Source organism: Herpetosiphon giganteus, from assembly GCF_016907925.1.
In the GTDB taxonomy this organism is placed as follows: Bacteria; Chloroflexota; Chloroflexia; order Chloroflexales; family Herpetosiphonaceae; genus Herpetosiphon; species Herpetosiphon giganteus.
This window is the reverse complement of sequence record NZ_JAFBCZ010000020.1, coordinates 32,267-47,489: the sequence shown is the minus strand read 5'-3', so window position 1 is coordinate 47,489 and position 15,223 is coordinate 32,267. Positions and strand designations below refer to the sequence as shown.

The 15,223-nt window shown below is 54.2% G+C and carries 3 protein-coding genes; 1 reads left to right on the top strand and 2 read right to left on the bottom strand.

Going from position 1 to position 15,223, the window contains the following annotated elements; translation table 11 throughout:
• Positions 1-6 precede the first annotated feature (6 nt).
• Positions 7-1,200, top strand: coding sequence for an MFS transporter (locus JOD20_RS17390; RefSeq protein ID WP_239583915.1), 1,194 nt, complete (start codon positions 7-9; stop codon positions 1,198-1,200).
• 47 nt (positions 1,201-1,247) lie between these two features.
• On the opposite strand, the gene JOD20_RS17385 is transcribed toward JOD20_RS17390, so the two are convergent.
• Together JOD20_RS17385 and JOD20_RS17380 are read right to left on the bottom strand one after the other, a co-directional pair.
• Positions 1,248-1,739 (bottom strand): DinB family protein, encoded by a 492-nt coding sequence (locus tag JOD20_RS17385; RefSeq protein ID WP_204756483.1) that lies wholly within the window; start codon positions 1,737-1,739, stop codon positions 1,248-1,250.
• Positions 1,740-2,001: 262 nt separating this feature from the next.
• Positions 2,002-15,102 (bottom strand): LamG-like jellyroll fold domain-containing protein, encoded by a 13,101-nt coding sequence (locus JOD20_RS17380; RefSeq protein WP_204756482.1) that lies wholly within the window; start codon positions 15,100-15,102, stop codon positions 2,002-2,004.
• Positions 15,103-15,223 lie beyond the last annotated feature (121 nt).

The following is a 15,223-nucleotide window of genomic DNA, read 5'->3' as shown; positions in this document are numbered from 1 at the left end:
CTTGCAATGAATGCTCAAGCAACCGCCAACGAGGGCCAACCCCGTGGCAATCTTGGCCAACTGATTCTCGCAACCGGCGCGTTTGCCGTCTGTTTTGCAATATTTGGCTCGGTTTCGGCCATGATGCCAACGATTAAAACCGATTTGAATCTTACGCCCGTTCAGGTCAGCATTGCGCTGGCCTTGCCGGTTTTGCTTGGTAGTTTGGGGCGGATTCCGCTGGGGATGTTGACTGATCGTTATGGTGGGCGGATCGTGTTTAGTGCCGTGATGGCTGGCGCGATTATCCCATCGCTTGGCATGGGCTGGGTGCAAAGTTACAATCAACTGCTAATTGCGGCCTTTGGTTGTGGCTTGGCGCTGGCGAGTTTTTCGGTTGGGGTTGGCTTTGTCAGTGGTTGGTATCCACCGCAACGCCAAGGTTTTGCCTTGGGTGTGTATGGTGCTGGCAATGCAGGTCAATCGTTGGCGGCGTTTGGTGCACCAGTGCTGGCGGCCAATTTGGGCTATCAATGGGGCTTTTGGGTTTTTTCGGCCTTGACCGTGGTTTGGCTAATCTGCTTTATGCTCTTTGCCCGCAATGCGCCGCGCCAAGGCCAAGTCAAAAGTCTAAGCCAAATTTTACAGCCGATGAGCAGCCCCAAAAGCTGGATTTTGAGCCTCTACTACTTTTTGACCTTTGGTGGTTTTGTGGCCATGGCAGTCTATTTGCCAACTTTGTTGACCGATTTATTTGGTCTGAGCAAAACCGATGCAGGTTTGCGCACCGCTGGCTTTGTGCTAGTGGCGACGGCTTTGCGCCCAGTTGGCGGGATTTTGGCCGATAAAGTTGGCGGCAATACAATTTTGAAATGGGTCTTTCCGATTACGACCTGTATGGCAGGCTTAATGGCCTTCAACAATGTTGTGCCATTTACGATTGGTGCGCTAGGCATGGCAGCGGCAATTGGCTTAGGCAATGGGGCCGTATTCAAACTTGTGCCCGAATATTTCCCGCAATCAGTTGGGATTGTGACTGGGTTGGTGGGTGCGGCTGGTGGCTTGGGCGGCTTCTTCCCGCCCTTGCTACTGGGCTACATTCGCCAACAAACTGGCTCGTTTAGCTATGGTTTTGTGGCTTTGGCGATGTTTACCCTCGTTTGCTGGCTGGTGCTCTACTACAACAATCGCCCCCGCCGCCCAACCGCGCAACTCGCCTAAAAGGTAGTTTGGCGAGCTACCTATTTTGAGGTGGCTCGCCGATTTTTTTAGGCTGAAGGATTGTCATAGACATAAAAAATATAATCTTGTGAACTGGTTTTGACCCCAAAATCGTGGCACATGCGCAGCACTTGGGCGCGATGATCGGTGCCATGGTTGACAACTTGCAATAATACTTGCCAGACAATCAAATTTTCATCTTCGCCATCAAGCGGTTTGGTTTGCAAATCTGCATCCTGCAAATTCGCTAAATACTCGCGCATCATAGCTTCAACCCCAGCCCAATAGCTGCGCAAGGTGGCCAGATTAGGGAACGCGTTGGGATCAAGTGGTTCGGGAAATTCTACGCCACGCAAGCCACTAAACCAGGTTTGATCAACACTCATCAAATGCACAAGTTGGTTGCGCACCGAGCCGAGCGAATATGCTACTTCTTGGATAAACTGCTGATCGGATAATTGCGCGACATAATATTCCAAGAGCTGGCGGTTTTCGGCAAAGTGATAGTCGTAGAAATGGCGAAACGCTGCAATATTCATCTGCATCTCCTATACTTAATCAAGCTCCTGTGAAATATAACTCCATCATAGCACATCTGTTTTATTTGGAATAGATTGAGGAGACTTGAATCGATGCAACTGCTTAAATTCAACGTGACTGGGGAGGCACGATTTAGGTTTAGGCACTTGATGCCGATGCTGGATGCTTGGTTGGGTATTGTTCGAGTGTATTGCCCATGCACCTACGTTTGCTTAGGTGCATGGGCATGGTTGGGTTTAATTAGGCGGTTGCGACTCCGTTCTATGGCGTTCCGTGGATTGTCATTGGAAGATAGATCTGATAGCTTGGTGCAACGACGCTGGGCGTAGCTGTTGGCGTTGCTGAATGGGTCGGCGTGCTTGCGATGGTCGCAGTGGCCGAACTCGTTGGGCTGGTTGTTGCCGTGGCTGAAACGCTTGGCGTGACCGTCGCGGTTGCGGTCGGACTTGGCGTGCTGGTTGAGGTCAGCGTTGCCGTCGCTGAACTGGTTGGGATAGCCGTTGTGGTTAATGTCGGCAGCGCGGTTGGCGTGCTGGTTAGGGTTGCCGTTGGCATGATCGTTGGCGTGCTGGTTGGAGTCGCCGTTGGCATGATCGTTGGTGTGACCGTTGGCGGAAGCAGCGCAAAGGTAGCCGTCACCTGCCGCGCCTGATCGATCATGCTAATACATGCTATCGTTGCCCCGCTGCAAGCGCCGCTCCAGCCAACAAAGCGGCTGGTTGGCATTGGCGCGGCGGTGATGGTCACGACAGTTCCTGCATTGACCATCACCAAACATGTGGGCGTTTGCTCGTTACATTGGAGGCCTGCTGGCATAATTGTGATCGTGCCAGCGCCATCGCCTGCGAAATCGATGCTGAGTGGATACGTGTTCAGGCGAAAGCTTGCGGTCACAGCTTGAGCCTGATTCATGGTCACAGCACAGACTGTCTGGCCACTACATGCACCGCTCCAGCCATTGAATAGTGACGTTGGATCTGGTTGGGCGGTGAGCGTAATGACCGTGCTGGCAGCAAAGAAGGCTGCACAGCTACCGCCACAATCGATGCCTGCGGGCATACTGGTGATTCGGCCAGTGCCGCTCCCGTCTCGATTGGCTATGAGTTGATAGGCATCGCGCACGGTGATGCTGCTCGTAGCGGTCGAGATGCCGCCGTCAACAGCGGTCAAGATAGCCGTTATGGTGTAGTGACCGCTCGCTTGTGGCTGCCAGGTTGTGGCCCAGAGGGTATTCGTAATGCCCGTGCCAAATTGAAGCGTGTCTCCACTATCACCATTGATCGTGATTGCTATGTGTTGAATGCCAGCGGGTGCATAGGCTCCGCCCGTGATGCTGATGGGTGCTGTTGTGATCACGCCCGCTGGCGTTGAAATGACGATTGCTGAGCTTGGCGTTGGGGTTGGCAACTGCAACGAGGCAGTTGCATCGTTGCCTGCCACATCGCGGATGCTTGCGTTTACGAGGCCTTGTTGATGGCCTGCAAGGCTGCATGTCGCCGTTAATGTGCTTGTGCCGCTCATGGGATTGGATGTCAGGCTGCTGGTTAGCGGTTGACATGGCATGCTGAGCGTTGCGGGATCAAGGAACAGATCGCTGGCCGTTACGGTATAGACGGTTGAGGCGGCATAGCCACCACCGCGATGGAGTGCACTGAGGCTGATCGTCGGCGCAACGCTATCGATCATACCCCGCCACACCGTGGCGATTGTATCGGTGTTGCTGAAACTATCAGTGCCTCGCATGCGCAGGCTGTACAGGCCTTGAAGCCCATTGGGAATTGCATATGTCCAATCGGCGCTGGCTGTGCCTGCCCCCGTAAGCGGCGCATTTGTCCAGCTTGAAGCCAACAACCCAATATCCTTGGCCGACAATGCCCGATCATAGATTCGGACCTGATCGATTGATCCGTTGAAATAGGTATCGGCCTTGCCAATCTCCAACTTGGAAACCGGATATGGCGTGCGGCCTGCACTGGCCGTCGAGGTATACACCGCCGTGCCATTCACATACACGCGATAGTTTTGACCATCAAAGGTCGTCGCAAGGTGATTCCATGCATTGATGCTCAAAACGGGGCCGGTTTGCAGCGATGTAAAGACACTGCCATCGCCAAATCCAGCGTGAACTCGATTCTTTTGATTGATATAAATGCTTGGTGGGCGACGCTGATTGAGCGAACCTGGTTGATAACCCATCACCGCGTGATAGCCCGAATCGCTGCCAGTTGGATAGATCCAGGCTGCTTGGGTAAAGCTTGTCAAACTCAGATTGTTGGTAATCGTCACGCTCAGGCCATCGTTAACCCCATCAAACCAGAGCGCTTCGCTATCAGTCCAGCCCGTGGTTGCGGCTGGGCAGTTGGTGCACGTTGCAGTATGGCCATTGCCGCTTGCGTCGGTAAAGCTGGTTGCCCCGCGAACGTCGGCAAAATCATAGCTGATCCGTGGGTTGGCGGGCAACATTGTTGCGTCGGGAGCCAGCCAAACCTGAGCTTGGCTACTTCCCGCAACCGAGCTTTGAGCCACGGCATAGATTTCTGCTGCCGACAAAGCCCGATCGTAGATCGTCACTTGATCAAGCTGGCCTGCGAAGAATTGGCTGCCGCCATTCGAGCCAAGGTATAGTGGCAAGTTGGTCGTCGTCCCAAACGCTTGATCAACCGTGCCAAGCGCGATCCCATTCAGATAGCCAGTCCAGCTATCGCCTGCTTGAACCAAGGCGAGATGCGACCATTGATTGGGTATTATAGTGAGTGGTAGGCTTGTCGTTGTGTTCCCCGTCGTTAGGTGCATACTGCGATAATTTGCACCCAGCTGCCAGCGCCAATTTGGTGTGCTGCCGTTGCTCTGGGCTGCAATCGTCGGCGCATAGCCAAGCGTTCCCGAAATCCAGCTTGGTTTGATCCATACGCTGAGGGTAGCTGTGCCGAGATCAAGGGTCGTGGTTGGTGCGATAGTCAGGCTATCGTTGCTACCATCGAAGCTGAGCGCACGGCCAAATAACCCGCTCACGCCACTTGGACAGGTCTGGCCTGTACAGGTTGCGGTCAGCTGGCTCGCCGAATAATCGGCAAAACTGGTTGCGCCGTTGGCTTCGGCAAATGGGAAGGCAGCGATCTCGCCACCCCAGCGTGGTTTTTCGACCACAAGCCCATTCAGGCTTGGTGTGGTGCTGATAATCCGCGAAGGCAGCAGGTCGGGCGCAAGCTCCATGGTAGGCGCACGGCCATCAAGCAGAATGCTCCCAATAACTCCCGACCACTGGTTGCCAACGGCATCGGCGGCACTGAAACGCAGTTGATAGCGGCCCGATGGGCGTTTGTTGGCAAAGCCATAGCTGATGCTCCAAGTAGTGCCGCTGACGCTGACAGTTTGGGCATGATCTAGCCCTGCTACAGCGCCCGTGCTATCAATTAAGCTCAGTTGCGCCGCGCTTGGATCAATGCCACTGCCACTATCGCTGAGTGTGCCGCTGAGCGCCACTGTCCAAGCTAGATCATCGCTGGCACTGGCGACGAGCGGTTGCCAGTGGTTGTTGTAGGTGCTCGCGACGGTTGGTGCTATCTGATCGATATTCATTGCATAGGCTGGCGAAATCGTTTGATTGCCGACCGCATCGACGGCGCGGAATTGCAGGCTATAGCTGCCTGCGCCGCTGAGGCTGGTCGGGTCAAAACTGTAACACCACGCGGCGTTGGTCGCAACGCTGAGCGATTCGGCACAGAGCGACGCACTCGACCAGCTGTAACTACTGGTATTGGGGCGTTTGACCCCAACGTCAAGCAAGCGTACCCCTGAGGTTGGATCGATCGTCGAGACGACCAGCGTTGTTGGTTGATTGGCCACGTAGGCCGCATCGCTGAGCAGGGTGATGCTTGGCGCGTCGGTATCAACCTGAAGCTCGACCGCGCTGCGAGCGCTATACCAACGCAGATCGCGGAGATACATAGCATAGATTTCGCCGGTGGTTAGTTGGCGGTCATAAATCACCAGCTCATCGAGTTGGCCACGGAAGAAGTTTTGCAATACGCCAATGCTGCTTGCGCTGCCGCCAAGATAGGTTGGATCATCGGTGTTGGCTTTGGCAACGGCTGAGCCATCGATGGTTTGTTGTAATGCTCCATTGACATAAAACAGCGCATCATAGTTGCTATCAAAGACCACGGCGATATGCTGCCAGACTTCGGCGCGCACGCTGGCGCTGCTGGCATAGGTTTTTACACCCAAGGTACGGAATTGAAGCGCATTATCGTTCAATTCGAGACTGAACCCATTATTGTTGCTGGCATCCATGCCGCTGGCGATAATCTGTTGGAAGCCAGCAACATCGTCTGGATTGATCCAGCCGCTTAGGCTAAAGGTGCTGGTGAGGGCTGAAACAGCGGTTGGGCTTTGCACTTCAACCGCGCCAGCTCCGCCAAAGGTCATGGTCTGGCCGATTTTGCCATCGGTGAGGCTGGGTGCGCTGCTGGTTGCGGGCGTTGCAAAGCTATAGTTCAACACCATATGGTCGAATGGATACGAGCCTAAGGTCGCGCTGGTTGTGAGATTTGTCGTGTCCGCATTCAAGATCAGCATGGCATAGGAGGAAACCGTGCCATTGGCCGCAATTTGCTCAATGGTGAGCGTTTCTAGGCCACAGATTGGCACGCTCACATTCAGTTGTTGCACGGCAGTTGTGATCAACGGGATACTCAGAATCAGTTGATCGCTGCTCTCCAAGCGAATATTAACCCCATCAGCACCAAAGTTGCCGAAATCGGCAGAATTGAGGGTCAGAGTATTGCAGACCGAGCCGCGCAGTACGCCGGTATAGCCGTTGACCGAACTATCGCGAATGCTGCTGGCACTGCTTGAATCCGCATTGAAATCGAAGGCCATGGCTGGTGCTGATTCGGTGTAGAGTTGTTTGATTTGGCTGGCTGAGAGCGTGACAGTATAGCCACGCAAATCATCCATCGCGCCATGGAAGAAATCGCCATCGGCTCCAAGGTTGCCAAATGTTCCTGCCCGATTGGCCCCAATCGAGGGGAAACTGCCGTTGTAGGTTCCACTGCTGCCAATGCTGGTCGAGCCGGATAGCGCTCCATTCACGTAGACGTTGGCTATGCGGCTGGTCATATCGACGGTTGCTGCGACATGCACCCATTCATTTTCCGGCAGATCAATCGCGATTCGATAGGTTGTCCCGTTGATTGTTACTTTGAAGCTGTTGTAATCCAACTCAATTCCGCTACTGCCGAGCGAGCCACGGAAATCGGCAATCGTGCCGCGATCGGCCTTGACCCACGCCGCCACGGTGCGAATGTTGATTTCACCCCACGCACAGGGCAAGCCCAAAACCCCAGAATAGGTACAGCTGAGCCAATCGCCGCTGCCATTGAACGATGCTGCCCGTCCAACCACGCCGTGCATGCCTGTGGTTGGGCAGCCAATCGTGGTATAGCAGGTTGGGGTTTTCATGTCGTTGCTTTGGCTGTAGCCCGTCAGCGTGCCATAGTTGTTGAATGTGGTTTCGCCTGGCACTTCTTCAAACGGCATGAGCAGCGGCATGTTTGCTGCATTGCTATCGGTCACGGGATACACAATCGTCGATTGAAGATCGATTGCGGCCTCGACCTCTTGGCTGAATGTATGGCGGCTGGTTACCGCATTGCTGCTCACGGTGGCAGCGGCGCTCACCGTGCTGGCCGAAAGTGCATCGAGTTGGAAGGTTGTGAAGTCGTTGGCAAGCGCGATCATGGGATAGGTGGTTTGCATCAGCAATTGTGCACCTGCCAGATCAACCGCTGCGGGCAGCATCACAACTTCATCGAGCAAGCCTGCGTAGGCATTATAGCCCGTTTGGATCATGCCAAGGCGCAAGAAGGGTGGTGCACTCAGGCTGGCGGTGTTGCCAGTGCCGCTGGCGACCAACGCGCCATCAACATACAATCGCATCGCACCGCTTTGTTTGACCCGCGTTGCCACCACATGATGCCAACTGCCATTGGCGACGCTGCCACCTTTGATGGTTGTATCGCTGGCTGTCGGGTTGCCAACCCCAAACAAGATTTTGCCGCCATCACCCAAGGCAATGCCGAAGTCGTTGGCATTGCCCGCAACCTCGCCATCGATTAAGCCATTGCCCTGCCACCATGCGCTGGCGCTGCCCGTGGTTTGGCTCGATTGCATCCAAAATGCGATGCTGAAATCATTGGCCAAGGTATGATCAAGCACCATATAATCATCGCTGCCATCGAAGCGCAGCGCCGAGCCAAATTTGCCAGCGCTGGTCGCAGTGGGACAGCTATAGAATGCCCGACATGCCGCAACCCGTCCCGCATTGACCCGATTGATTTGCTCAACGTTAAAACTTGGTTGGTCAAAATTAAGCGCGTAGCTGGTGGCAACGAAATCGTCAATCGCCCCGTTGAGCGGCATCGATCCACTCCCGCGTCGCCCAAACCGCGCATTGCTATCGGTCGTGATCAAGGGCCAGTAGGTGCTGGTGCCGCTACTGCTAGCCGTTGTGGTCGTGCCATTGTAGGTTGTGGCGATGGTGAAGGTGCTGGTTGCGCCTGCCGCTGCGGCGAGGTTCCAGCTAATTGCCACCGTGACCCAACTGCCAAGTTTGCCACTGAAGCCGCCAGCAGCGGTCGTTGAAAATGGCCCAAAGGCGACGTTGGTTGTACTGCGGTTGACCAAGCCCATCGAGATTAGCCCAGCTGAATCAACGAAGGCGCGTAAACAATAGCCTGCGCCCGCCGAGCTTGAACAGCCATTATCGAGTAAATAGTAGTAGGAACCACTGGCTGGGAGCGCCGTCAATTTGAGTTTAAAGCTCAGCGAGCCGCTTGTTCCCGCTGCGCTACTCGCCACGGCAGGCAAGGGCAAATAATCGTCGCTGCCATCGAACAGCAGGCCCTCGTTGGTTACACCAGCGGTTAAGCTTGGACAGGTTGCCGTCGTCGCACAGGTGACGGTGCTGCCACCGCTGGCAGTGTTGGCAAAACTGGTGCGTAGGCTGCTATTATGTTCATCGAAGCCAAGCGCAAAGACGGTTTCGGCATTATTGTTGATGATGCTGATGTCGTTGAGATTGCCATGCAATGGGCTAGTTCCATCGCTATTATTGCCCAACGTGCCAGCCCCAACCACGAGCCGCAAGCGTACATTGTTATTGAGTCCGCTATCTAAGGTTCCGTTTTGATAGACGCGCAGTTGTTTGTCGTTGACATTAATCGTGATGGTAATCCAGGTGTTGGTGGCCATGGTGATGCCGCCAGTCAAGGCTGGGCTGACATCATTTAACGCCACGACCAGTTTGCCGCTGCTATTGACCGAGACATTCAGCCCATAGGCTTGGGTTGTTTCGGTTGCAATCAGGCTCATAGTTTTGCCGGCGCTTGGCAAGGCGTTCAATTTTACTTTGAACGAGAAGGTTGAGGCTTGAAAGGCGGTTTCGTAGGCCAGCGTGCCAATCGAGAGCTGATCATCAACGCCGTCGAATGCCAGCGAGCGATCGCTACCACTGACCAGATCGCTGGCTGGGCAGGTCGTGCCAACACAGGTTGCTGCTTCGCTCTCGCCAGAAGCTGGGCTAAAGCCGCTCTTCCGATCCGCATCCTCGAAGCGCAAGGCGATCTTCGGCTGGGCAACCACGGGATCGCTGGCGCTGCTGCTGCCCAACAAATGGCCATGAATGCCTTGGGCGGCTAGGGTGTTGGTGACGTTGGTTGAATACTGCAAGGCTGCGCCTGGCTGCACAATCAAATCATCGGGATTGTAGCGGCCATCCTTAAGCGCAACCACTTCGCTGGCCGAAAGCGCCCGATCAAACAAACTCACTTCGTCGATTGCGCCTTTGAAATAGTTGTCGATGCGGCCAACCCGCAAAGTGCTGATTGGATAGGGCACTTTGCCGCTGGCTGCGGTGGAATTGGCTTGCTCAACCCCGTTGATATAGATGCGCATCGTCGTGCCATCAAAGGTGCTGGCAATGTGGCTCCAAGCATTGCTGCTGAGCACGGTACTGCTGGTTGAGAGACTATTCCATGTGCTGCCATCGCCAAAACCAACTTGCACCCGCCCGGCCTGAAAAAGGTAGATACTTGGTGCGCGTTGGGCCAACACTCCGCCATCGTAGCCGACAATGCCATGGAAATTGCTATCGCTGCTGGTGGGATAGACCCAGGCTGATTGGGTATAAGCCGTTGGATTGAGCTGAACGCTTGCCTCGAGATAATCGTTGCTGCCATCGAAGCTGGCCGCATTGCCATAGCGCCCGCTTTGGGCTGCCAGCGGACAGCTGGCAGTGCTGGCACAGGCAAAGCTGGTGGCGCTGGCACTATTGGCAAATACTTGTGCGTCAGCACTTTCTTCCAAGCGCAACAACACGGCTGCCGCAGTATCTTCCTGCACGTTCATCTCGGCAAATTGCACAAGAGTATCAATTAATGAGGCATCGGTGGCGACCCATGGGTTGAAACCATAGACAAACTCTTGTAAATCGTTCAAACCATCATCATCAATATCGCCAACATTGGGGTCCGACCAAACCCGCGTATAGCGACGATTGCTCGTGGCATCAGTGTAGCTAATCAACCAGCCGGTGGTGCTTTCGGTCTTATCGTCAAGCCCATCGCCATCGCTATCGTTGCGCAAGGGATTGGTGCCAAGGCTCAATTCGCGGGCATCGTCAAGCCCATCGCCATCGCTATCGCTTGCTTCTGGGTCGCTGCCTTGAGCCAATTCATAGCTATCAAGCAATAAATCGTCATCGGCATCGCGGCTCAGATCATCAGGGTCAACCCCGCCCGCCGCCGTGCTGAGCAAGCCATCGCCATCGTGATCGCGTTGGCTGGGAAACTGCAACGCTCCATCCTCGTTCCAATCGAGCGCATAAAATTCGCTGACAGTTGCCGGCAAAATATCGAGGGTTTCGCTGGCCCCAATATTGATTTCACTGGAGCCACCAACGGTTTCGGTGCTGCAACTGAAGAGATCAAGCCAGCAGCCAGTGTAGGGTACTTGATAGGCTTCATTTAAATAGAGCAAGCCATCGAGCGAGCGATTGATGCCGAGGCCAACTCGCGTTAAATCTAACGCGTCGACCGATTCAATCGTTTTGGTCAATTGAATTTTGCGCCCGCCGATGGCAACCCAGTCGCCACGCATATCGCCCTTGCTAATCTGGGTATGGTAATCGACTGGCTCATCGTCGAGTGTGTAGAGGAACGAGGCCTTATTCGCATCGGATGCCGAATATTGCGTGCCATACAGCAGGGTGTTAGTGACTCGCATCGTGTATGAAATGCTATTGGTCACGACAAACCCATCTTCGGGGCTGCCAAGGCTGCGATTAACAATATCAAGCGTCAAGCGATCGGACGAATCCATATTTTTGACCACGAGATCAACATCGTAGAGCAACTTGGCAAGTGCTTCGGTCATGCGATCGAAGACCGTTTGCTGGCCAAAAATCGCCAGAATGCCATCGACAAAATAGACCATGAAAAAGAGGAACGAGAAGAGTTGGCCAATCCCAGGCACATATTCCAAGGCAAACATCACCACCGTGATAATGGTGCTGGCGATTGTATAGGCCACATAAACCGTAAAAGCAATGCTGCCCCCCTCGCCGGTGGTAATCATACTCCACAACACGTCGCCAGAGGTGGCGAGAAAGATGATCCATGGAATCAGCACGCCCAGCAGCAAGCCAAACTTGCCAACCGCCTTAAAATTGGCCATGGTCGTCGATTTTAAGACCGCGCTTACGCCCATCCCTGTTTGGTAGAGGGTATAGAATTTGTGCACCATATTGGCGATATACAAGCCAACCCCAACCACGGTTGCCGCATTCAGAATATAAACGCCAGCCTGAAAGCTTGCATCATCGCCAGTGAGATAGCCAACCGCAAACAAGGTTGCCCCAACCGCCAAACCAATCGTGGTTACGCCAATTAATCCATGCAGCGCCATACTCTTTTTATTTTGTAGCAAGCGTTCAAAGGCAAAGGTATATTGGGTAAAGCCCTTTTTATAGGCATGATTGATCACGCTCCAAAAGCTATAGCCGCTATAGCCCATCGACTTATATTTAGCAAACTTGGTGACCGATTCGATGATAGTGCTGAGGTAGGCGTTGCCAATAAAGGTAAAGCCCTTCGGAGTCGACGATGGCCAGCCTGGCGAGTACAAGCCTTCATCCACGTCGGTGCTCTGCGTCCACAATACTGTGCCTGTGCTTTCGACGGTTTCTGAAAGCCCTTGCAGCAAGGTTGCATAGTAGCTTTGCGCCCACAGTTGCTTGCCGCTTACGTCATCGAGGCTGGTGCTTGAGCCATCGGCTTGAAAAAATTCGTCGTCAACGAGAAGAGTGCTCAAGAGGGTTAAATATTGCTCAGGGTCGTAGTTGCCCCACGCGCCATTGCTATAGCTGTAGGGTGCCCAACTCATGCGCGCTTCGGTTACCAACGGCACATTTGCCGCAGCAAAATCAAGCGTAATTGCGCTACTTGTAACGCTGCTGTCGTCAACATTAACCGAGCGGCTTTGATGTTCGCTGGCAAAAAGCAGGGTGGGATTGGTTTGGCTGGCATAGGGCGTAAACACACTGCTCAACAACGCGGTCGTGCGCGTAATCGTTAAATCTTCAACATAGGCATCATGGTGGGTATAAGTAAAGCGTTGCACCGCCAGATCATGCTTTGCGGCCCCGCCTGCCCAGCCATCGATGCTGCTCGCCAAATTGCTGATCGTCACATCGCGGCTCCCATTGCTGGTGCATGTGCCGCTGCCATTGATGCTGCTACAATCGCGTCCGCGCAAAAAGCTGTTGCTCATGTTCCAGCTGGCGACCCACAAATCGCTATCGAGCGCGAGGTTTGTATCCTCAACCGGATTTTCATAGACAATCGCCGTATCGGTGCCATGTTCCTCAGTCACGGTCAAGCCAGCCAATTTCCATGTATCGTAATAGGTTTGGATGATCGCGTAGCTGTCTTCGCAGGTGCTGAGGTCGCTTGGGTCGCTACATGTATCGGTTAACATTTCAACGAGCCACACTAAGCGCACTTCGTGGGCTGCGCCCCATGTTGCCCGCCCGTTGCTGCCTTGGCTCGGTTGATAGAGCATGCGCGCCGTAAAGCCAACCACACCGCCATCAGTTTCATCGGCAATATAGCTGACTGGCAGATAGGCCAATAATTCGCCGTCGCCACTGCTTGAATCGTAGACGCTGAGATCGTAGCGCTCAATTGCACTGCTATCGATCCAATTATCAACCTCAACCGCACGATCACGATTAGTGCCGCTATAGGTTGCATTGACTGGCAAATTGGCGTAGTGGCCGCTGGTGTAGGGCATGCGAATTTGGAGCATGGGCAGCAGCCGAATATCGCCGTTCGCAGCGTTCGCATCAGTGCTGCGCAAGGTCAGGTTGTCGGTATTGGCGAAGTTGGTTTCTAAGTGGCGCTGAATTTGACCAGCGCTATCGCCCGTTGGCCAATCGAGCACGCTGCCAAAATAATCAAGATGATCAGGATTCGTGGGCGTGATTTGAAAATCAACATACACGGGCTTGTTGGTTTCAAGCTGGCTGATGCTTAATGCAAGCGGCGTATCACCGTTGAAGGTTTGAGAAATCACGCCGTTGGGCGAGGCATCAACCGCATCATTGACCCCATCGCCATCATTATCGAGATCAAAGACATCGGGCATGCCATCGCCATCGCTATCGGGGCACGCCGCCGTTGTATCATAGGCGCTCGACATCGCAGCCCAAACTTGACATTCGATCCCATCGCTCAGGCCATCGCTGTTGCTGTCGCTGGCATAGGGGTCGAGATACCACTGGATTCCGCCGAGCGTAAATCCCGTTACTTCGAGGTTGTCGGCGATCACATCGCCATCGCTATCGGCTTCGTCGGGCAAGATTCCAAGTTGATGGACTTCCGTGCCATCGTCAAGGCCATCGCCATCGCTATCGGTGGAATCGGCAACTCCTGCACAGGCATCGCTAGTTGAACTTGCGCTGGGGCAAGCACCCCAAATCGCCTCGTCGTAATCGGTCAGGCCATCGCTATCGCTATCGGTCGTATCGCTTGAGGCGAGCATGCCTGGTAAAGCAAGGGCTGGTTGTTCGGTTAATAAGGCAGTTAATTCAGCATCGACAAGCGCTGGCTGCACTGGCGTGGTTTGGGGATTGTGCTGGGGGTTCCATGCGCTGGTTTTTTGGCTGGCGACGGCATCATGCAGCTCTTGCTGTTGGGTTATCTGCTGCTCGCGCTCAGTTTGTTCGCTCTTTTGCTCGGCAGCAAAGGCCGCCGTCACATCGGCGCGGAACAAGGGCGTGGTCAGCAAAGAGAGAATGACCAAACCCACGGTGTAGGTATGGACGGTGCGATTGTGTAAACGCCGCATCCAAAGCGCAATTACCGCGAGCAGCAGCCCAATACTGGCAATTTGCAGTATCAACAGGCGCAAAGCTGGCAAGCCTTCGATCAGACGAAACCGCATCCATGTGATGGGGTCGGCGCTAAACGGAGTTGAAGCAAGCGCTAAACGGCTGTGATCGAAGTTGCTATAATCGCCAACAATCGTGGCAACCGAACGACCTTGACCACGTTGGGCAGGAAATTCAATGGTCAAGGCGATGCGACGCGGCAGGCCTGCTTCGTCAATCCACAGCTCGCCGCGACCCTGCATGGTGCGATAGGCTTGGCCTGCATCGAGCACAACATGGGCAGGCACATTGCGACTTGCGCGAATGTGCTGCTCAAGCATGGGCGCGAGTTGGTCGGCCAAGCGACTGCCATCAAGCGAAAAGCCAACATGATCATAAGTTAAACTCAGATCCAATGTGGCTCCGCTTGCCGTATCAAAAGCCCGAGTTTCCTGACCGAGTACTTGCACATCATCGGCAGCAATCAGAAAACTCAGCAAATTTCCTGCGGGCGCAATTCCATTGAGATCCTGCACGTCACCTGGCTGCCATGCGCCAAGCCCTTGGCGTTGTTCCACCTGGCCTTTATGCAAGCGGAGCGAATGCGCTTTCGTGGGATTGCGATCTGCGCCATTCCACAGCTGCATTTCGAGTTCCTGGTTGCTTGCATCAACCGTGGCTTCGATCGCCACATGATCAACCTGTGGTTGTCTGCCCGCGCTGGTGATTGCGGCAACCGGATAGGTTGTTTGCTCGATACTTGCCTGATAGCGATAGCTGCCACTTGCCCCAGCCTGTTCCCACGCCCGTTCGATCATGGCCTGTGGGGTTTTAGCCTGATTGCCAACGCCAACGCCAACCGAAATCAGCACAAGAACAGCGACGATGAGCGACAAAGCACGCAACCCAGAGCGATGCGATCGGATTTTCATGGAACCTCCAAGGCAGGTAGGGATGACTTGACAGCCAATGTATGCGGAGCACGGTGCGAAAGTTTGCGGAGTATAGCACAGCAGAGGGCTTGGCCCTGCGTGCAAAATGTCATTATTTGGC